Origin of the sequence: Sorangium sp. So ce1335, from assembly GCF_051521615.1 — a bacterium.
Classification (GTDB): domain Bacteria; phylum Myxococcota_A; class Polyangia; order Polyangiales; family Polyangiaceae; genus Sorangium.
On record NZ_CP150363.1, the window covers coordinates 4,400,552 to 4,421,196 of the forward strand.

15 protein-coding genes are annotated in these 20,645 nt (G+C 71.2%); 6 read left to right on the plus strand and 9 right to left on the minus strand.

The annotated features are described in order from the left end of the window. Positions 1 to 69 precede the first annotated feature (69 nt). Complete coding sequence (locus tag WMF24_RS16225) at positions 70 to 969, minus strand: helix-turn-helix transcriptional regulator (protein ID WP_437737314.1); 900 nt, start codon at positions 967 to 969, stop codon at positions 70 to 72. A 106-nt stretch (positions 970 to 1,075) separates the two neighbouring features. Beyond that, positions 1,076 to 2,149: a sigma-70 family RNA polymerase sigma factor gene (locus WMF24_RS16230; protein ID WP_437737315.1), complete on the minus strand. Its 1,074-nt coding sequence runs from the start codon at positions 2,147 to 2,149 to the stop codon at positions 1,076 to 1,078. Between the two features lie 271 nt (positions 2,150 to 2,420). Here WMF24_RS16230 and WMF24_RS16235 point away from each other — a divergent pair, with 271 nt between their 5' ends. The 4 genes from WMF24_RS16235 (at position 2,421) to WMF24_RS16250 (ending at position 7,836) form a co-directional block, all read left to right on the plus strand. Next, complete coding sequence (locus tag WMF24_RS16235; protein WP_437737316.1) at positions 2,421 to 3,497, plus strand: tetratricopeptide repeat protein; 1,077 nt, start codon at positions 2,421 to 2,423, stop codon at positions 3,495 to 3,497. Positions 3,498 to 3,511: 14 nt separating this feature from the next. Continuing rightward, positions 3,512 to 5,149 carry a hypothetical protein gene (locus WMF24_RS16240; protein ID WP_437737317.1) on the plus strand — a complete coding sequence of 546 codons (1,638 nt, stop codon included), beginning with the start codon at positions 3,512 to 3,514 and terminating at the stop codon, positions 5,147 to 5,149. A 490-nt stretch (positions 5,150 to 5,639) separates the two neighbouring features. Continuing rightward, entirely contained in the window at positions 5,640 to 6,737 is a 1,098-nt protein-coding gene (locus tag WMF24_RS16245) for a hypothetical protein (RefSeq protein WP_437737318.1), read from the plus strand. A gap of 115 nt (positions 6,738 to 6,852) precedes the next feature. Beyond that, positions 6,853 to 7,836: a hypothetical protein gene (locus tag WMF24_RS16250; RefSeq protein ID WP_437737319.1), complete on the plus strand. Its 984-nt coding sequence runs from the start codon at positions 6,853 to 6,855 to the stop codon at positions 7,834 to 7,836. Between the two features lie 142 nt (positions 7,837 to 7,978). Here WMF24_RS16250 and WMF24_RS16255 read toward each other — a convergent pair whose 3' ends face one another. The 4 genes from WMF24_RS16255 to WMF24_RS16270 all read right to left on the minus strand — a co-directional run bounded on the left by WMF24_RS16255 (position 7,979) and on the right by WMF24_RS16270 (position 12,887). Continuing rightward, positions 7,979 to 8,563: a pentapeptide repeat-containing protein gene (locus tag WMF24_RS16255; RefSeq protein ID WP_437737320.1), complete on the minus strand. Its 585-nt coding sequence runs from the start codon at positions 8,561 to 8,563 to the stop codon at positions 7,979 to 7,981. Between the two features lie 88 nt (positions 8,564 to 8,651). Then, positions 8,652 to 10,115 carry a PAAR domain-containing protein gene (locus tag WMF24_RS16260; RefSeq protein WP_437737321.1) on the minus strand — a complete coding sequence of 488 codons (1,464 nt, stop codon included), beginning with the start codon at positions 10,113 to 10,115 and terminating at the stop codon, positions 8,652 to 8,654. Between the two features lie 45 nt (positions 10,116 to 10,160). Then, positions 10,161 to 11,765, minus strand: a complete 1,605-nt coding sequence (locus tag WMF24_RS16265) for a PGRS family protein (RefSeq protein ID WP_437737322.1) — start codon at positions 11,763 to 11,765, stop codon at positions 10,161 to 10,163. Positions 11,766 to 11,813: 48 nt separating this feature from the next. Further along, a complete protein-coding gene (locus WMF24_RS16270; protein WP_437737323.1) occupies positions 11,814 to 12,887 on the minus strand; it encodes a hypothetical protein in 1,074 nt (357 codons plus the stop codon). On the opposite strand from WMF24_RS16270, the gene WMF24_RS16275 reads away from it, so the two are divergent. Further along, complete coding sequence (locus WMF24_RS16275; protein ID WP_437737324.1) at positions 12,871 to 13,359, plus strand: hypothetical protein; 489 nt, start codon at positions 12,871 to 12,873, stop codon at positions 13,357 to 13,359. The genes WMF24_RS16270 and WMF24_RS16275 overlap by 17 nt on opposite strands. A gap of 300 nt (positions 13,360 to 13,659) precedes the next feature. Here the strand turns inward: WMF24_RS16275 and WMF24_RS16280 are convergent, their stop codons facing one another. Continuing rightward, positions 13,660 to 15,762 (minus strand): protein kinase domain-containing protein, encoded by a 2,103-nt coding sequence (locus WMF24_RS16280; RefSeq protein ID WP_437737325.1) that lies wholly within the window; start codon positions 15,760 to 15,762, stop codon positions 13,660 to 13,662. Positions 15,763 to 16,561: 799 nt separating this feature from the next. Here WMF24_RS16280 and WMF24_RS16285 point away from each other — a divergent pair. Beyond that, the gene (locus tag WMF24_RS16285) at positions 16,562 to 17,545 is read left to right on the plus strand and encodes a hypothetical protein (RefSeq protein ID WP_437737326.1); all 984 of its coding nucleotides are present in this window, start codon (positions 16,562 to 16,564) and stop codon (positions 17,543 to 17,545) included. Between the two features lie 75 nt (positions 17,546 to 17,620). On the opposite strand, the gene WMF24_RS16290 is transcribed toward WMF24_RS16285, so the two are convergent. After that, on the minus strand, positions 17,621 to 18,064 hold the full coding sequence (locus tag WMF24_RS16290; protein WP_437737327.1) for a DcrB-related protein: 444 nt from the start codon (positions 18,062 to 18,064) through the stop codon (positions 17,621 to 17,623). A 145-nt stretch (positions 18,065 to 18,209) separates the two neighbouring features. After that, positions 18,210 to 20,309: a type VI secretion system Vgr family protein gene (locus WMF24_RS16295; protein WP_437737328.1), complete on the minus strand. Its 2,100-nt coding sequence runs from the start codon at positions 20,307 to 20,309 to the stop codon at positions 18,210 to 18,212. Between the last annotated feature and the right edge of the window lie 336 nt (positions 20,310 to 20,645).

Below are 20,645 nucleotides of genomic sequence, written 5' to 3' on the forward strand. Positions count from 1 at the left end.
GCGCGATCGCGCCAGGCGAGGCGTGCATTTCCCACTCGAACGGCCGTTTACATCGACGGACTGTCGCAGCTAGTCTGCTCCCTGGCTTCCTACGCCCGGTAGGGTCATGCCCAGTGGCGAACGCTCAACGTCCTCCCAATCGGCGCCTCGTGCGGGCATGGATCCGCCGTCGTCTTGCTGTACCGGAAAGCTCGTGAGCTCGGCAGCGCGACACGCGAACTCAGCCCCCGACATTGTGCGAGCGGGGAGCGGCGGCCTCAGCCGCGGCCGTGGAGGTGGCGGGAGCTTCGCCTGTGGGCTCCTGGACACGCCCTCAAGCGGCGGCACCACGGGCGGAGGTACGTCGAGCGCGGGAGCGGGCACGGTGGGCGGCCCGGGCGGTGGCACCGACCTTGGCGTTGGCGCCATCGCGGTAGCCGTCGAGCTCTCCCGCCTGGTGATGGGCCCCCCGAGCGCGATCACCACGGTGTCCTCCGCGTCGGTGCGGTAGGCGTCGTGCAGGCGCCATAGGCGCTCCCAGTACCGAGCTGGCGCGCCCGTGAACGTCTCAAGCTGGCGCGCGAGGCCGGGGGTGATCGGAAGCTCGCTGTGCAGCAGCCGCTCCACGTCCCTTGGTTCTAGCCCGGTGTTCTCGGCCAGCTTTCGCTGCCATGCGGGGATGGTCGCGCAGAACGATTCGATGACCCTGCCCGGCCAGGGGACCGGACGTGCCCCGGCGCCGGTCGTCGCGGCGATCAGCGCATCCACATGGCAGTCCAGCAGGCGCTGGTATCGCCCGAGCTCCCGCTCCACCTTCGCCTCGGCGAGGGTAGACTCCTCGTCGTCATGCGCCTGCTCACGCGCCTCGCGCAGCCCGCGTTCGCGTCCCATCGCCTCGCGCGCCGTGACCGCGAAACCGATCGCGACGCAGGCGATCATCGCGAGCCCGAGCGGCGAGACGAGCCACATCGCACCCAGCACTTCCTCCATGTGTTCCTCCTCCTGGACGTGCGTCTTCTTGCCCGACGCGAGACGGATCTCGGCCTTCTGCTGCCGACGACAGCATCGGAGTTATCGCCAGTGAGCAGCCGACGATTCAGCGGATCTGTCTGAGTAGCGCTTCGCGCTCCGCAGCGAACGGCCCGCGCGGGAACTCTCGCGCGTGAGCCTCGAGCAGCCAGCGCGCCTCGAGGTAACCGAGGGCGGTATGGGCCTCGATTGCCCTCCGGGCCTTGTTGACCAGGCTCCTCTCCCGCTGGCTGACGGCGGGGCGCACGGCGCCCGCCGGCGAGGCGGGACGAGGAGCCGTCGTCACCGCGGGAGCGGCCGTGCTGCTCACGACGACCCCAACGCCGGCGTTGCTATCTCCGACCGGCGACGAGGCGGCGTGCGCGGCGATGACGGCGCCGTCTGCCAGGGCGGGCGCCACGACGTCCTCTGCGGTGGGCGCGGGCTCAACCGCCCGCACGGCCGACGGGCGCAGCCACGATGTCAGGCCGGGCAGGGGCGCCGCGCCGGAGACGAGAGCGCCCGCCAGAACGACGAACGCCCCCTGCACGAGCAACCTCATCCCGAAACGGCGCAGGGTCGCCACCCACGAGGCGCGATCGCGGAACCCGAAGGTGAGCGGTGCCGCAACGCAGGCGTCCTTTCCCCAGCCGCGAGAATCCTGATGCGCCTGCCACCGGCGCATCTGCGCGTTCAGCTCCTCGCGCGCCCGCCGGTACTGCGTCTTCACCGTCCGGATGTTGAGCCCGAGCTCGGCCGCGATCTCGACCAGCGGTGTCTCCTCCAGCTCGTGCCTGATGAGGATGTCCCGGTACTTGGGGTCGACCTGAGCCATCAGGCGTCGCATGAGCTCTGCCCGCTGCCGCAGGCGGAGCAGGTCTTCCGGCGTGGGGCCCCCTCCATGGAGGTCGCGCTCGTCGAAGGACGTCAGGACCTCGCCGCGGCGGCCCGCGTCGCGCACATGGTTGCGCGCCTGATTGAGCGCGATCGTGATGCGGTACGGCGCCGAATCCCCGCCCTGCTCGATGCGCTGGTCCGCCTCCAAGCCCCGCAGTAGTGCCTCCTGCGCGACGTCCTCCGCGTCTCGCACCGGGACCCCCTGACGGACGACCAGGCGCCGGAAGAGGTCGAAGCCGATGGAGGTGAGCGCTGGCTTGGCCACGGCGGGTAGCACACCTGAGCAGCCCTGAAGGCTTCAAGAAAATGAAGCGGCGGTCAACTTCGGTCGGATAATGTATGTCATTGTGGTAGAGCCGTGTGCCCCCTCCTGCAGTTCCGTCGCGGCGAGACGGACCAACGCATTCCTGGATGGTTCTGTTCTTTCTCATGTGTGGTTCATTTGACGGACATCCCCACGGGTTGACGCCGCGACGACGGCGTCAGTACCGTCGCGCACCATGCGGTGCGCTCTACGTTCACTGTCAATCTGTTGGATGCTGGTTGCCGCCACCGGCCTTATGAGCCCGGCCAGCGCTCAGAACATCGCCGGGACGCCGCGACGAAGCGATGGGTCGACAGTGAAAGACCTTGTGCGCGCCGGGCAGAGGGCGCGTGCAGCGGGAAAGTGGACCGAGGCCTATGATGCCTACAAGAGAGCCCTGGAGGCAGCAGAGCCATCGTCGACAATGGAGAGAGAGCGCGCGGAGATCGCCGGGGAGCTCGGGCTCTGCGCGCTGAGGTTGCGCAGCTACCGCGACGCGGCCGAGCACCTCGCCTGGAGCCTCGAGCAACGCGAGGCGCTCCCTGTAGCCCTCCAGCTCCGCTTCGAGGCCGGGTTGCGGAAGGCAACGGCGCACGTCGCGACGCTGTTGCTCGCGGTCGATCCGCCGGACGCCGAGGTGATCGTCGACGGCAAACTCGTCGGCAGGAAGTCGCGGACCCACACGCTGTTCGTCGAGGCCGGGGAACGCATGGTGCGGGCCGGCGCGCCGGGACGTGAGGAGTCGCTCCAGATGTTCACCGCCATCCCGGGACAGGAGCACAAGATGGTGATGCAGTTGGCTCGCTCCTCGGGCAGTACCAAGGAGGTGGCGGAGGCAGCACCGAAGGAGACACCCAAGGCGTTGCGCTCTACGCCGGCTCTTCGGACGCAGGCCCCCAGCCCGTGGGCCTCGTGGCCGGGGACGCTGCGCATCGCGGGGATCGCCGTCACGACGGCCACCGTGTCGGCGGGCAGCCTCCTCATGATCCGGGCCAGCAGGCTTGACGGCGACCTGAGCGAGCGGCGGGACGGGCTCGCCCGCGATCCGACGACGAGCGTGTCGATGTGCTGGCAAGCGCCGCAGCGCTCCGCGTGTGCCGAGCTGCGCAGTCTGCGGGACGAGCGCAACCTCTCCGGCGTCGCGGGCACGGTCCTGGTCATCGCAGGGGGCGTCGTTGGGGCGGCGACCGCGGCGTCCTTCTTCACGGACTTCTCCTTCCTGGGACGCACGCCGGCTCAGGAGCGGATCCACGTCTCGCCCGTCGCGACCGGGCACGGGATGGCCGTGAACATCGGGGGGCTGTGGTGAGGACACAGGGAGCCGTGGAGACGCGTTCGCGGGAAGGCCGAAGCACGAGGACGTCGGTCCTGGCGCTCGCGCTCTGCGCGTGGAGCGCCAGCTCATTGACGGCGTGCACGTACGCCGACGTTTGCTGGGACGTGTATGCGTGCGCGCCCGATCCGGAGCCGCCGCCTGGACCGTGCGAGGGGCACCCCCAGAGCGCGCCGGCGCTCGACAAGTGCGGGGTGTTCGTCAGCGAGCAGGGCAAGGACGACAACCCCGGCACGAAGGATGCGCCGGTGAGGACGTTGCAGCACGCCGTCGGGCTCGCCGCGAGCGGGCGAGGCAACGGCGAGGCGCCGACCCGGCGGGTGTACGCTTGCGGCGGGGCGTTCGAGGAGGCGATCACGCTGCCCTCGGGCGTCGACCTCTGGGGCGGCCGTCGCTGCGATGGCGGCGATTGGTCGTACGGAGGGTCGTTCGGGGGGCCTGATGCGTTGACCACCATCGCGCCGCCGGCAGGGATCCCGCTGCGCGTCCTCGGGGCCGAGGAGGACGCCACGGGCGCGACGTCCATGATCTTCGGCGTGCGCGTCGTGGCGGCCCCTGCCTCCGCGAGGGATGGCAAGTCGTCGATCGCGGTGATCTTGAGCTCCGGTGCGAGGGCCGTCGTGCGATCGAGCGAGGTGCAGGCCGCCGACGGCAAGGACGGGGAAGCGGGAGAGGACGCGCCCGCGGACCGTGCCGAGGACGGCGCGCTGGGCAACGACGGCGCGGACGCCTGCACGGCGGATGTCGTGAAGGGGGCCCGACCGGTCGTGACCGTTTGTGGCGATGGCACCGAGTCGACGGGCGGGTATGGGGGTGATGGCAGGATGGATGCGGGCGGCGATGGCACTACGGGACAGCCAGCGCCCGCGGAGAATCCGGAAGGCCACGGCCTTGGGGGGGCCGGCGCCGCGAGTGAGAGATGCAAGCTGGGTGAGGATGGAGCCAAGGGCGACGACAGCGCCCGTGCTGCCGGCGCGACGGGCGTGGGGTACCTCGACGTTGACGGCTGGATCGGCGTTCGGGGCGGGGACGGAAAGAAGGGTGGCATCGGCCAGGGCGGGGGCGGTGGAGGCGGCAGCAAGTCGCGCGGTCCCATGACGGCCTGTCGCGCAGGTCTGCCACAGGGCGGCGCGGCCGGCGGCTCCGGCGGCGGCGGCGGCTGCGGTGGCCTCGGAGGCAAGGGGGGCGGCTACGGCGGCGCGAGCATCGGGTTCATTGCCTTGCAGGGGAGCGTCCTGACCATCGAGGACAGCGAGGTCGTCACGGGCGATGGTGGCCGCGGTGGCGTCGGCGGAACGGGCCAACTGGGCGGGGTTGGGCGGTCCGGGGCCCCCGGCGGGCTTGGTTACGCTGGAACCGAAATGTGGCACGCGTGCGGCGGTGGCAATGGCGGCGACGGCGGCCGCGGGGGCGATGCCGGTGGCGGCCTCGGCGGCCACTCGTTCGGGATTGCGTCGGTAGCCGCCACGGTGACGCTTGCCTCGGACGCGATCGTCACCCACGGCAGCGGCGGCGAGGGGGGGCTCGCCGGCAACGCAGCCTCGGAGGACAAGAGGGGCCAGGGAGTTCGGGGGGGTGCCCGATTCTGGTATCGGTTCGACGCACCCGAGCCGGAAGTTCCGCAATGAACCGCCCGGTGCGGGTACCTCGCGACAGGAGACGCCCATGAGAAAGACGACTGTTGCAGCCCTCTCCCTCATGTTATCACCGTGGGCGATCGGCTGCGGGACCGCCCCCGGCCCGGGCGATGCTGGGGAATCGCCCTGCGGTGGAGGCTCGTGCCAAGGCGATTCGCCGCCGGAAGCGGTCTGCCTGGAGCATATCGCCGCCGATATCCTCGACGATGGTTGCGGCGTGTTCGTCGCCGGGTTCTACGGGCTCGGCGACGACAGCAACCCCGGAACGAAGGAGAAACCTGTATTCTCCGTTCAGCGCGCCATCAACATGGCGCGCACCGGACGAGGGCGCGTCTTCGTCTGCAACGATAACTTCAGCGAGAACGTGCGCTTGCCTTCGGGCGTCGATCTGCTGGGAGGCTTCCACTGTCGACATTGGGGGCGCGACGATAATAAGAAGGTATCCGGGCTGGACAGCGCAGGCACACACTACGCCGGTCCGATGTTGGTCGTCGAGCCGGCGAGCCCGAGCGATACGGGGGCCGTGGACGGCGTATCGACGATCGCCGGCATGTTCCTGGACGGGGATGGGCCGATCTCGATGATCATCGAGCCGAACACGGCCGTGGAGATCATCCGAAGCAAGATTGAGGCCTACTATGGATGGCGTGGCGCTGATGGCGAGGAGTGGCCCTGGCCGAACCGAGCTGCGACCGGCCCCGACGGGCTGTACGGCGGGGACGCGTGTACCGCCGCCACCGTCGCCGGGGGGCCGGCGGTGGTGACCCCCTGTGAGGGCGGCGCGCCGAGCACTGGCGGCAAGGGCGGCGACGGGTTGCCCGACGGTGCCGAGGATGGCGAAGCCGGCGCCCCGGCCCCGACGCCGAACCCCACGAGCTCAGGGCGCGGCGGCCATGCGGACCGGGAGAACGCCGGCTGCCACGGCGGGTCTCCCGGGAGCTCTGGGGCCCTGGGCACGGTGGGGCCGGGAGGTGAGGGCATCGGGCGCATCAGCGAGAAGGGCTGGGAGGGCGACACGGCCGGCGAGGGCGGCAGGGGCATGCCCGGTCAAGGTGGCGGCGGCGGCGGTGGCCGTCGCGGCGGGCTCGCCGTGTGCGGCGTGGCCTCGAAGGGCGGCGCCGGCGGTGGCTCCGGAGGCGCCGGCGGCTGCGGCGGACGAGGCGGTCGAGGGGGAGCGAACGGGCACCCGAGCATCGGGATCGTCGCGCTCCACGGGGCGAAGCTCACGGTGCGCGACAGCGTGATCGCGACGCGCGACGGGGGACCGGGGGGCGACGGGGGCCCGCCGGAGCGCGGTGGGCCAGGCGGTCGAGGAGCGCCGGGGGGCGCCGTCGGGGACGGCACCTGGTCGTGTGGCGGGGGGTCGGGCGGCTACGGCGGCGAGGGCGGTTTCGGTGGCCCGGGGCGCGGCGGCGACTCGATCGGCATCGCCTACCGCGACGAGGACCAGCTCACGCTGGAGGGGGTCACCTTCGAGATGGGGCCGCCGGGCAAGGGCGGCATGAGCTGGAACCATGACGGCAGCACGACGTCGGGAGCAGACGGCATCGCCGTCGAGACACTTCGCTTCCCTGAATAGGAGCAGCGCGCATGAATCCGCATATCAAGGGTTTGCCGACCGACGCGTGGGTGCGCTCGGCGCACCCGCGCGCGGCCGCAACCCCAGCCGTTGGGCCGGCGGAGGAGCACCGACGATGAAGATCGAGCGCGTGCGAGCCCTGTCCTTCGAGGTAGATGCGGTGGACGTGGCGTTCTGGGACGACGATACCCTTCTCGTGACCACGCCGTCGGCCGAGCTGTGGCGTGTCGCGGTGGAACCGCGGATACAAAAGGCCGAGCTGGTGTTTGCTGCTGACCAGATTTTGGGTCCTGCATCGCGTGCGCTCGGTACGGCGGTGGCGAGCCCGGCAAGCGGCGGGTATCCGCGGCTGGCGGTCTCGCGCGAGGCCGGGGTGGCCGCGGTCAACACTCACGACATGGTCCTCCTCGCATGCCCGCTGCAGGGCGAGGGCGGCCCACGGCTCGTGTCGTATGGCTGGGGCCAGTATTACCCTCGCATGGCGTTCTCTCCCGACGCATCTCGGCTCATGGTCTGTGCCGATGCTTTGGTCATCTTCGATACGGGCTCGTGGCGCTGGTACAAAATGCAAGGAGACGCGAACATCTGCGCATGGCATCCGCGGGAGCCATGGCTGCTTGGTCTCGAACCGACCACCGGGAAACTTCGCTGGTCGGACCTGCAGGACATGGACAATCCCCGAACTTGGTCGGCGGGCGCGCTCGACCCCACGCAGTGGGATGATGACGTCGTGGGCATCGTCATCGACGCCACAGGGGAACGACTCGTCGCGGCATACCGCCATCCGGATCGGATTGAATGGTGGGAGCTCGATCCGCTTCATCGAGTCGACACTCGTCACGTGCGGGCCGGAGAGGTTCTCGCCTTGGAGCACGGAGGTGAAGCTGGCTTGTTCGCGGCGGTGGCCGAGTTCGGCGTTCAGCTCTGGGGCTTCGAGTCACGAGAGCCCATCTCCGACGTGATCCCAGACGTCTCCGAAGTCAAATTCAGTCCTTCCGGCCTTTGCTTTGTGACGCTGAGCCGAGCGTCGACCAATCCGTACCCGGTAGCGCCTAGCCGGACGGGATGTGCTTCGATCCTCTGGCGGACTTCGATATGACGGATGAGGGGTCCGATGCCGGGCTCCGAAGACTACGTATTGTCAGCTGTGTCGCCCCATCATCGCACGGTCATACCATCCGCGGGACCGTGCTCTGCCAAAGCCTGACTCAACCTCAGTGACTTCCGCACCATCAAGGACCCTAGCTGTTCCGCAGGCACAGGTCACGTATGTAGTTCATGGCAACGTCTCCTGAAACGTGCGCGTCGCCAATGTCTACACTATCGAAGTGTGCTTTTTCGAGCTCGTCTACGCGCCAATGCTTGACGCCGCCCAGCTTGGTTCCAACGAACCTCGTCTCGCTCAGGCTTACATTCTCCAGTTCGGCATCCCTCAGATCAGCATTGATGAGCCATGCGCCACCAAGATTACAATTACGTAAGATCGTGCCACGGAGATCGGCGTCGGTAAAATCTGCACGAGCAAGGTCGCTCCCGTAAAACATGGCGCCTGCACAGCGTGCGGATCGCATGTCCGCCTTCCTGAAGTCACAATCGAGCATAGAGGCGCGCTCAAGCACGGCGTCGATCATGTTTACGTATGAAAAATCGCACCTCTTGGCAACAAGCTCTCGAAATGCGCACCGCACGAGCTCAGCGTCCGAGAGCGTCTCGTTCTCTATCACACATTCGGAAATCTCGTGTTCGTACAGTACCAATCGAGCTCCTTGTTCTTCCGTCGCACCGGAAGAGACTTCCATGAGCCACTTCCGGTGCATGGCGAGCATGCGCTGTAATGCTGCACATTCAATCCGGGTGTATGACATGTCGGCACCTGCACAGATTGGATACCTGTCGTGGGCTGGCGTAGGCTGGCTATCGATTCAGAATCTTTGTTCTTGGGGGTCCGGCGCCGGTTCCTTGAAGATCCGCGAGGAACTGCTCTTTCTGCGATGGGGTCAAGTTCTTAAGATCAACGATGACCTCGACGTCTGTGCCGTATCCTTTTACATGACCTGCGATGTCTGATGCCTGCTGCGACAGTGGACGGTACTTCGGATCGACAGGCGTCTTGATATCCACGTAGACTTTCTTCCCAGTGGTCTCGCCTTCCAAGACAAAGTCGTGATCGGGTTCACCCAGGCGAGCGTCCGTCCGGCGCGCTGTCCCACTGACTAGGCCCTCTTGCTCGGCCTGCAAGATTGAGTCCGCTTCCGCCCGGGTCTTCGATGTGATCTTTCCTCTCTCTACAGAGAGTTCGGCTCGCCTCGCCGCGACTGGATCGCTGGAGGCCTCCCTCGGCGGTTGAGCTTTCGTCGGCTCCACTCTCGCGGCAGGATCATGTTCTGCCGTACGTCCGGCTGGGGAAACTTTTCCATCTCCTTTGGGTTCTGTCGAATTCCTTCCAGAAGGCTTTGTTGCAGATGTCGCTGGACTGGCGAGAACATCCGGCGTCGCGGCTTCCGCATACTCTGCCACCGTTGGCTGCTCTCCAGCATCAGCCGGTCTCACCGGCTCGCTCTTTTTTGCGGGCGCCGTTCTGGTAGTCTCGACTGAGGGGCCTCCGCCGCGGAGCACCAGCTCACCGATGCGCGCCCCGACGAGCCCGCCCGCGATGCCACCCACCGTTCCGCCGATCACCTCGCCGATGCGCGCGCCGAGCTCGCCGCCGTAGTGCCGGCCGACCTTGCCGCCGGCCCATCCAAGCCCCGCGCCGCCCGCGACCGAACCGCCGAGCCCTGCGAGCGCAGCGCCCCAGCCGACCGCGGCGGCGGCGCCACCCGTGGCGACGATCGCGCCGCCCCACATCACCACGGTGAGCGTTGTCTTCGCCCATGGCGGCACCTCGTCCGCCACCGCCATGCCCGGCGCCAGCGCCGTGTCGCCGCCGATGATCACCGTCGCGATCCCCTCGCGCAGGATCGCGCCGCACTCGGTCTTCTCGGTGCTGCGCGCCAGCGGCTTGCCGTTGACGAACGTCGTCGCGCTGCCCTGCGCGACGCGCACCACGCCGTGGTCGGCGCACGCGACGATGTCGAGCCCGGCGCGCACCGCGCTGCGGCGCTCCTTGCCGAAGAATGTGTCGGGCGAGCCCGTGGCCACTGTGCCCTTGACGTCGCCAGGAATGAGCTCGCCGATGTACGCGCCCGCGAGCCCGCCGCCCGCGCCCGCCGCCGCGATGCCCGCCCCGATGAACACCGCGGCCACGCCGCCGGTGCCGACGACAGCCACGACCGTCGCTGCCATCGCGACGCCTACGACGGCGCCGGTCAACAGACCTGACCACGCGCTGCTATGTGCGATCGAGTCGCCGAGCCGAGCCGCCTCGAGCGCCGTCATCGTGAGCCGCGCCGTCAGCTCCGCTCAGCCTTCGGCCAAGCGCGCTCAGCGCCTCTCGCCCTGCGCGAACGCCATGGCGTCGGCCTTGAGCCCCGGCGCGCCGCTGTGCTCCTCGTCCGCGCCGACGCCGCCCGCGCCGGCCTCGCCCACCGCGAACGTGACGCCGTCTGTCGGTGGCGCCGCGCCCACGTGCGCGATGCCGAGCGCATGCCCACCGAGCCCGCCGCCTCCGATGCCGCCACGCCCGCCGGTGCCGCCGGGACCTCCGGCGCAGCCTGGCCGTAGCCCCGCGGCGTCCTCCGGCACGCCGCCACCAGGACCGCCCGCGCCTGCCGCGCCGCCGTCCTGACCAGGACCGCCAGCGCCACCGTCGCCGCCGCGTCCCGTGGCGATCGTCACGTCCTCGAACAGGAGCGTCGCATCGAGGCTCACCAGCGCGATGCTGGACCCGCCCGCGCCGCCACCCCTTCCGCCCGCGCCCCCGCAGCCTCCCGCACCGCCGGAGCCGCCGCTGGCGCCTCCCGCCGAGCCGGCCGTGCACTGGCCGGCGGCGACGCCGCCCTTGGCGCCCCCCCCACCGCCGCCGCCCTGCGCGGTGGTCCCGGGCGCGCCGCCGTTGCCCGCGACGCCCGTGTAGCCACTGGCCGCGATCTCTCCGAGGCCCTGCGCGCCCGCGCCGGGCTCGCCGTCGGCACCGTTGTCGCCCGCGGTGCCGGGCATGCACGCCGCAGCGAACTCGCCGGCGCCGCCGTTCGTCACATCGCCAGGACCGCCGGGGCTTCCTGCACCGCCGCTGCTCTGGAATCCCACGCCGCCACTGCCGCCAAACGAATCGTCACTCGGATCTTCCGGCGCACCGCACGCATTCACCGGTGCGTTCGCCGGCACGACGATGTCCGCCGAGCACGCCGCGTTCCCCGCGCTCCCGTCGCCCCCTCGCTGCGCCGCCTCCGCGTGCGCCGCGCCGTCTTGCCCCGGCGCCGCGTCGCCCGCCTCCAGCGCGCAGCGCACCAGCTCCACCGCCACCGCGTCCGCCACGGCGGCGATCGACGACAGCCCGCGCTTCTCCGGATCGCCCGCGTCGATCCCCTTCGCGACGACCGCCACATCCTCGATCCGCGCCACCCCCTCGCCGCCCCGCATCACCAGCGGGATCACGCCCGCTCTCGCCGTCAGCGTCGTCCTCGCGCCGTCGCTCTCTCCTCCGCCCGCTCCCGCGTAGGCCCACCCCTTCGCGCAGTCGAGCCCGCCGTAGAGCGTCACCCCCGCCGGCATCTCCACCGCCGCCTCGACCTCGAACGTCTCGGCGCACGCATACACCCGCCCCGTCCCGTTCTCCCGCGCCCGAGCGATCGCCGCCCCCAGCGTCCCGAGCGGCGCCGCCTTCGTCCCCTCCGCGCCGTCGTCGCCGGCCGCCGCCACGAACACGCCGCACGCGTCGTCGACCGGCGCTCCGCTCTCGCTCGGCACGCACGTCGACGGCACGCCGCCGCCCCCAGTCGCGCCCGACGCCTCCGGCGGACAGGTCTGCGACCGCTCGCACGGCGAGCTGCAGCCCCCGGCCAGGCTGCTCCCTGCCGCCGCCGCCATCCCCAGCGCCGCGCTCGCCACCGCGACCTGCCAGCCCCTCGCCTTCGGCCTGCCTCGCATCGGCTTCCTCACCGCCTCCAACGCTTCACCTGCCGCTGTTCCCACACGTCAGAAGCGCCCCGCCACGCCGACCCCTCCGCCGCCGGGCGCAAGCCACGGCGCCGCCGTCACCTGCGCCCTGCCCTCGCTGTCTCCCGCGGACCTCGACCACAGCACGTACCCCGCGGTCGCCGCGAGCGCAGCGCCCCCCACGACGTACCCGACCACCGCCGCGCTCGTGAGCGCATCCAGGTCGTCGACCGCCTCCGCGAGCCTCGCGCACGCCGCGCTCCGGCTCTGGTAGCAAGCCGACCGGCTGCCGTCGCCGACGCGCAGCGGCCCGTCGATCTCCGTTCCCTTCGCGTTCGCCGCCAGCGTGAACCCGACGCCCACGCCGAGGCCCACCACCCCGAGCGCTCCGCCGATCACGACGGGCACGACCGGCACGCGCGTCCCGCCCGCCGGCCGCTCCGGTGCCGTGCTTGCCGGTGACTCCAGAGCAGCGCTCTCCTGCGGCTCCGTGCGCAGCAGCGTCGTCGACGCGCCCAGGTTCCCGTCCGCGAGCTCCAGCTCGACCGACGCTTCGCCGCCCTTCTCGACCCGCGCCTGGCGCGCCCCGAACCGCTTGCCTCGCCGCGCCGAGACCGTGTGCATCCCGGGCTCCACGAACACCGGGCCCGGCAGCGGCGCGACCCCCACCACCTCGCCGTCGACCAGGATCTCGGCGCCGTTCTCGAGCGTCGCGATCGACAGCGCGCCCACCTCCGCGCGCGCCGCCGCGTACAGCGCCTCCGCCGCCTTGATCTCGGCCGGCGGCGGCGGCGGTTGCTCCTTCGGCGCCTCGCGCAGGTAGTAGGCGAGGTGCTCGGCCGCCTCGCGGAAGCGCCCGAGCTTCATCTCGGCCTCGGCGAGGTTGCCCGCGACCTGCAGGCGCTTCTGCAGCGCCCACGCCGCGAGGTACGAAACGCGTGCCCGCTCGTAGTCGCCGCGCGCGTAGTGCGCGTTCCCCTCCTTGTGCAGCTCGCGCACCTTCTCGGTCATCACCTCGTCCCGCGCGCTTCCCGGCGCCGCCAGCGCGAGCGCCGGCGCAGCCGTGACGAGCGCGCTCGCGATCGCGATCGGTGCGATGATCTTTCGAAGCATCGTTCAGTACCTCGGCGGTCCCGCGAAGGGCCCCGGCATCGATGTCGCTGGCGCTGCCGCGGTCGTCCGCGGCGGCGGCATCCTCTGCCCTGGATCGCCGGGTGCCGCAACGGCGTTCGCACCGCGCGCCGGCGCGCGGCGCGCGCCTGAAGGCGTAGAGCCGCCGCTCGGCGCGGGTGCAGCAGACGGCGCTGGCGCCGCGATCGCGCGGGTCGCGGCGCTGCTCTCGGATGGCGCGCCGGAAGCTCCGGCCACGGGCAAGGGCACCGGCGCGCTCGATGATGGCAGCGGCGCAGCGGACGCCGGCGCGCTCGATGGCAGCGGCGGCGCAGCCGATTCCGCCGCGCCCGATGGCAGCGGCGGCGCCGCCAATTCCGCCGCGCTCGACGGCACCAGCGGCGCGCCGGGCGCCGACGTGGCGCTGGCCTCGACGGTGCCGGGCGGCGCGTCGCGCGGCACGAACAGCCAGTAGATGAGCAGCGCGGGCGCGCTCACCGCGACGGCGGCGCCGGCGATCCATCCGAGGAGCCGCCATCGACCCGGCCGGCCGGGCGCCTTCCGGCGCACCTCCGGGCGTGCCTCGGCGCGCACGAGCGGGACGCGCGCGGCTGGACCGAGCGGCGCCGCGGCGCTCGCGCGCGCCGCCTCCACGCGCGAGAGCGCCCGCCGCATGTTCTCGTCCGAGGCGGCCCGATCCGCGACGCGGCGGAACGTCTCCTCGGTGGGCAGGTACTTCTTCAGATCCTCGTCGCTCATTCCGGTCGGACCTTCTCTAGAACGGGCGGGGCGGCGCCGGCGCACGTCGCGGCGCCGATGAAGCAGGGGGCCGGGTCGGGGGTGCCGTCTTCGAATGCAGCTTTCCCTTCATGAGCTTCTCCTCCTCCTCCGCCCATGCCCATGGATCGTTCTCCTGCGGCATCCTCGCCGCGCGCGATGCCTTCGTCGTCGGCCTCGCCGCCGATGCGGCGCCGCGCGGCGCGATCCCCGCCTGTGCCTTGGAGAGCACCTTCGCCGGCCCCGCGGCGCCCAGCTCCGCCCGCGCGGCGGGTGGCTGCGCGGTGGGGCGAGGCGCCGCGTCGAACGCCACCGGCTGCGACACGGCAGTCTCCGCCGCTTCCGGGGGCCGTGCTGCGGGATCGAGCGCTCCGTCGACGGGCGTAGGCGCTCCCAGGACACCGACGAGCGACGGCGCGCCTGGCGGCACCGGCGAGCCCACCGGCGACGGCGGTGCATCCTCGGTGGCCGACGGGGAGAGCACGGCACTGCCGCGTGGCGTTTCGACCAGCGGCGTCCGTCGAGGGACCACCCACAAGGCGGAAAGCGCGCAGCACAGCGCGCCCGCACCTACCGCGAGACCGACGCGACGCTTGCGCCGCGTCTCGGCCGCCACCTGGCTCGACGCACCGCCTGCGCCGCCCTCCCGCGGCGACGAACGCCTGGCTGCTGGTGGAGTCTCGCGCTCGGGTCGCATGGCTCGTGCGGCCGGCGCCGACGCAACCGCCAGCGCTACGGCCCTCAAGGGCCCGCCCACGGCCTCGGTCGGCGCTGCCTCGCTTGCGCCCGTCGGGGCGACGGCGTCCCGCTCACTCGGCGCCGCCGCGCTCTTCTCTGGAGGCAGCGGCCCCGTCAACGGCTGCGGCGAGCTTACTGCGAGCGGCGCTGCTAGCCAGGCGACGGGCGGCTCACTCGGCGCCGCTGCAGGAGGTGCCGGCGGCGCGGACGGCATCCGCTCGGTCGTCAGCCAGCGCGGAGCTTGCACCGCCGCGGCATCCGGGGCCGCGCCGGGCGCAGTCGTCCCGGCTCCTGCCGTGAGCGGCTCCTGCCCGTGCCGCTCCGCAGGAGCCGGGGTCGGCGGCAAGAACGGCAGCACCGCCCCGGGGGGCCGGTACGCTGCGTCGAGCGGTGCCGTCGCGATGTGGACGGCCTCTGCCGCTGGTACCAGGCGCAGCGACGGGATCGAGGCGCGCACCTTGGGATCGAGCACGAGCTGCCCCTCGGCCTGCGGAGGTTGTTCGGAGCAGCCGTCGAACTCCCGTGTAAGCGCGTCGAACGCCTCGTTCGCGCTGGGCCGCTCGTCGGGCGACTTCGCCAGCATGCGCGCCACGAGATCGCTCAGGCTCCTCGGGGCGCCCTCCGGGATCGCGTCGGCGAGCGGCGCCGGTACGGCGTGGACATGGTTCGCCCAGACCTCTTGCCGGGGCGGCAGCTCGCCGGTCCTCTCGGCGAACGCGTGCTTGCCGGCGAGCATCTCGTACAGGATGAGCCCCGCGGCATAGATGTCCGCCGGCCGCCCGACCGGCCGCCGGAGCGCCTGCTCCGGCGCCATGTAGTGCACCGTCCCGAGATCCGAGAACACGTCGCTCGACGCGAGCCCCCCGACGCGCCGCGCGAGGCCGAAGTCGACGACCTTGACCAGGCCGCTCTGCATGACGAGCACGTTCTCCGGCTTGAGGTCGCGGTGCACGATGCCGCCCTCGTGCGCCACCCGGATCGCGTCCACCACCTGGATCGCGATCGACAGCGCGACGCGCGTGTCGAAGCGGCGCATCGCGTGGAGCATCTGCCGCAGCGAGACGCCGTCGACGTGCTCCATCGCGATGTACATGACGCCGTCGCCGGTGACCCCCGCGTCGTAGAGGCGGACGATGTTCGGGTGGTTGAGGTCGGCGAGCACGCGCGCCTCCTTGCGGTGCCCGCGGAGGAAGTCGGCGTCGCTCATCCGCTCCGGCCGGACGACCTTGAGTGCGACGGTTCGGTCGAGGTACTCGTCGACGGCCTCGTACACGCGCCCCATCCCGCCCTCGGCGATGAGCTTCACCAGGCGGTACTTGTGGCAGCGGCCGCTCTCGCCGAGCCGATCGTCACGGCGCTCCATCCCCGACTCCCCACGTGCGTGCAGCGCACGAGGCCCGTCCGGGTCAGCACGTCGCCCGCCGGGCCAGAGTCCGGCGCCATGCCCCCTGATGACCCTGCGCGTCAAGAGGAGAAGCCGTCGGGATCCGGCTCGTCCCTGCCGGGTCTCGGCAGGGGTTCCCGCTACCGCTGCCGGGTCTCGGCAGGGGTTCCCGCTACCGCTGCCGGGTCTCGGCAGGGATTCCCGCTACCGCTGCCGGGTCTCCTCAGCGGTTCCCGCCACCCCTGCCGGGTCTCGGCAGGGGTTCCCGCTACCGCTGCCGGGTCTCGGCAGGGGTTCCCGCTACCGCTGCCGGGTCTCGGCAGGGGTTCCCGCTAGCCCTGCCGGGTCTCCGCAGGGGTTCCCGCTAGCCCTGCCGGGTCTCCGCAGGGGTTCCCGCTACCCCTGCCGGCGCCCCGACACCGTCGCCTGCAACGCAATCTTCCTGCTAGATCGAGCGGCCATGCCCCCCGGTTCCGGTGATCGCGGCCCTCCTGCTCCAGCCGCACAGGTTGCGCAGACGGAGGAGATCGAGCCGGTGAGCTCCGAGCTGCTCGCTCAAGCCCCGGTGCTGCCGTGGGCGGCGGCGGAACGCGGGCCGGACAGCGCTGGATCCGTGAGCCGCTCGACGCCAGCGCCGCCATCGCGTGGGCCTCTCGTCCGTGACCTCTCCGCGGCACGGCGCGCCGTCTTGTCGCCGCTGCTTCTGCCGCTCGTGCCCTCGACGGCGCCCCCAGCGGTCTGCTTGACCGAACCGCTGCCTTCCTCACCGCCGCCTTCGATGACGCGCGACGCTATCGCCCCGGCCGCGGAGGTGAGCCCGTGGGCCACGCGCGTCACCGCGCCCGCGCTTACCGTCGGGCAGCGCGCCGGGCCCGTCGAGCACGCGGGCCGCGACGCGACACCGGGCACGGGCCTCGCCGTACCCGGGCCGCGGTCGCCGGCACCAGCGCGGGCGCCCGCTCCCGCGAGCCCCGCCGAGATCGTCGAGCTCCTCTGGTTCGACGCCAAGGCGCTCCCGCGCATCCGCGCCTCGTGGAGCGACCTGATCCTCGATCTCGATTTCGAGGCGCTCGATCCGCGCCACGACCCGCCGCCGAGCGACGCGGGCTCCGCCAAGGATCACCACCACCTCGCCGGCGTGCTCACCGGTGGCCCACGAATCGAGCCGAGCGGCGTGCGCCAGGCCATCCTCGCGTCCATCAGCGAAAAGGGCGGCTTCACGCCGCCGCTCGTGCTCGTGGAGGGCGAGCTCCGGTTCGTCTTTGACGAGATCGAGGCGCTCAAGGCCACCCTCGCCGTGGTCTCCCCGCTCGCAGGCACGGACAGGAGTCTCAAGGAGGCCGTGGACTTGGCCTGTGAGCTCTTGAGGTCGCCCTACCCGGACGGCGCGAGCGGCGCCGCCGCCACGTTGACTGAGCACATCAAGGAGCGACTCCCGCCGCCAGCCCGTTTGCCGGCCGCCGCGCGCATCGAGGCCCAGGCGGAGCGGCTGCTGCTCGAGCAGCGGCGGTATCAGACCCGCACACTGCTGGGCGAACCGTGGATCCGCGCGCTGCTCGGGGCGAGCGGACAGGATGCGCTGCCGGTGTACCTGCCAAAGCGTCTCGCGCCGTGGCTGCCGATGCTGCCGAGGTTGCGCGTGCGCCTCGTCGCGGAGGCGCACCTCAGGCAGGACCAGGCCGAAAGCAGCCGGTATGCCCTCAAGGCGCTCGCGCTCGGCAGGGTTGCCACGCTGGACGAGATCCAGGGCGGCAGGCCGTGAGCTGACCCGCACCTCACCCTTGGATCCTTGGATTGCAGGTGCTCCGTGGGCGGTCTCCAGGGGAAGGCGAGAGCGTCAGCCCTCAGGCGAGCCAGCAACCCTGATGCTCGCAAAGATGCGATCGAACACCGGGTTGAGCCGTGCGGCCTCATCCCTCGGGATGGTCGCCGTGAAGCTCAGCACCACGGGCCGGCGCGCCGCCAGGAACAGGAGCCGCTGCTCGAGCGGCCCGGTGTGGCCACGCCACGCGAAGCGAAGCTCCAGCCCCGGTCGGTCGCCGGCCGGGGCGTCGTGACGCGCGAGCAGCTGGAATCCTTCGAGCCGCTTGGCCAGCTCCAGGAGCTGCCGGTCGGCATACCTGCGGAGATCCTCGCCCGCCGCGAGCCTGTCGCGCGTCATCACCACGCTCGCGGCGGCCACCTGACCCGGCTCGGTCGGAGCCGCGAAGGCGACGACGGAGCGGTCCTCCCAGTCGCGCGGCACGTCGAAGGATACTTCGGAGTTCTCGTAACGCGGCATCGTCTCGGGCTCCACGCTGGCGCTACGCGCTCGCTGAACGAGCGGCGCTCACGCTCCACCATCATGCACGTCCGGCGTCAAGACGCTGGCTCGGTTAGAGCCGCGCTACACTGCGAAGGGAAGAGAGGGGCAGGCGTGGCGCGCGTCATCCCTGCGTGCCGCCGCCCTCGGCCTTGCCGGCCGGCACGTCGCCGCCAGGACCTCCCGGCTTCCTGGCCTCGCCGATCGTGACCACGGAAGGCGCCTTCGCCCCCGTGCTGTTGATGAACACGTTCGGCGTGCCGTCGATCTGCACCTCCTTGCCGGAGAGCTTGAGCACGCCACCCGCAGAGATCTCGAGGTCACCCTGCGCATCGATGAAGATGCCGGAAGGCGTGATCCGGATCGACGCGACGCCGTTCGTGATGTGCACGTTCTGGTCCTTGGTGATCGTGTAGCCCACGCCGCCGCCGACCGTGACACTCTGGCTATCGCCGGCGTCGATCGCATCCGATGTCCCGACGATCGACGTGCGGCTCTTGCCAACGGTGCTCGTCTGGTCCTGGCCGACCGTGTGGACCTGGCTTTTCCCGATGCTCGTGCTCTGGCTGCCCCCGATGGTCACCGCGTCGCCGCCGGTCACGCTCGCCGATCGGTTCCCGAGCACGGTCGAGCGCTGATCGCGCCGGATCACCTCGGTGTAATCGCGCTGCGCGTGGAGGTGGAGAAGCTCGCGCCCCTTGGCGTCATCGAACGAAAGCTCGTTGTATCCATCCACGCCGGGGGATGAGGCGGTCTTCCAGCCGCTTTTCGTCTTCTCGGCGGGCAGCGGGTAGGGCACGCGCGCCGTGCTGTTGTAGACGCGGCCCACGATCACCGGGCGGTCGGGATCGCCGTGGCAGAACTCGACCAGGACCTCCTGTCCGACGCGCGGGATCGCCATCATCCCGTAACCGCCTCCAGCCCACCCCTGGCTCACGCGGATCCAGCACGAGCTCGCGTCGTCGAAGCGCCCCTCCCGGTCCCAGGGGAACTGGACGCGCACGCGGCCGAACTCATCGGTGTGGATCTCGTCGCCCGGAGGACCGACCACGATCGCGCTCTGCACGCCAGCGACGCACGGCTTCGCCGTCAGCCGCGCGGGTCGGTACGGTTCGGTCGTGAACACGGCGTCGCCGTGCACTGTCCATTCGCCGTCATGGTCGCCCTCGAAGGTAGAGGCCACGACGAGCAACCCCCGGTCGGGCGCGAGGTGTTCGCGCGGATGATGCGTCATCGAGAAGATGGCGCCGGGCGCAAGATCGAGCACGTTCGTGCGGAACCGGACCGACCGCCGGCCGCACCGCTCGCGCTCCAGGCTCCGCGCCGCCAGCGCCTTCGCCTCCGCGAGATCGACCCGCGCGATGCCTCGGTCGTCAGCGACCGGTGTCTCGCCGCCCTTGCCAGGCTCGACGACGAACGCCGCTGGAAGGACAGGAAACTGCTCGTAGCGGAGCTCGTCACTGGCGCCCACCTGGGCGTCCGCGAACAGCCGCACGTCTGGCCGGGTCCGGAAGTCGACATCGCGGACGATGACACGACCGGGCCGAACCTCGTGGCGTACGACGACCTCGGTCACGAACTCGCGCCCGGCGGCCTCGTTGGGGTTGTCAGCGTACGGGATGGGAGGCCCTCGGCGGGGTCCGTTGTTCTGAGGCGCATCGCTCAGGACGAGCCGACTGAGCTCGGCTACTGCGCCCCCGCTCCCTTCGCCGTGCGTGAAGTAAAACGAGATGCCGGCCTCTTCGAGCAGGCGGCTCAGGAAGGCGAAGTCGGTCTCGCCGTACTGAACGCGGTACTCGTACGCCGGATATCTCGCCCCGAGGAGCACCTCCGGCTGGATCTCCCACTCACCAAGGATGCGAAGCACGATGTCGGGGATCGTGAGGTGCTGAAAAATGCGGCTGCTGCTCCGGAGCGTCGTTCGAAACAGCCAGGGCACGATACGCAGCCGGTAGGTGGAGAGCCCCGTCGGCTCGGCTTTCACCTGCTCCATGTCAGCGCACAGGCCAGCCCAGACCCGCGCTGGCGAGAAGGGGTGCGGCGTACCCGAGTCGACCCTGAAGGCAGCGGGTTTGCCGACGATACTGTCAAGGTCGAGATCGTCACGCTCGGAGGCGGCCAGAACGCAGACCTCGAAGAGCGATGATATCCGCTCCCGGACCGAAAAGCGGCGCACGGAGAGCGACGCTTCCTTCGAGGCGAACGAGAGGGAGAGGTTCGGCATGATCTCGGCGCCAAGATTAGAGCCCACGGCACAAGCCCGGCAAATTGCCGGGTTCTGCCGTGCCCGAGCGTCCTGATGCGGGCGCTGGACCGGGCGTGGCTACGCCCCGAACTCCGCGAGCGACCGGCAGACGCGGCGGAGCCGGTCGCGCAGCCACCGGTGCGCGGGGTCGGCGTCGAAGCGGGGTGCCACGCCTGCGAAGGTGACGTCGCGTCGCACGATCCCGACGAGCGCGCGCGTCCAGCGGCCGACGGGCGCCCAGCGCTGAGGAGGCGCTCCGCTCGCTCGGCCGGCGCCGGCCGGCATGGCCGGGTGGGGGGGAACGCATCCGGGCCG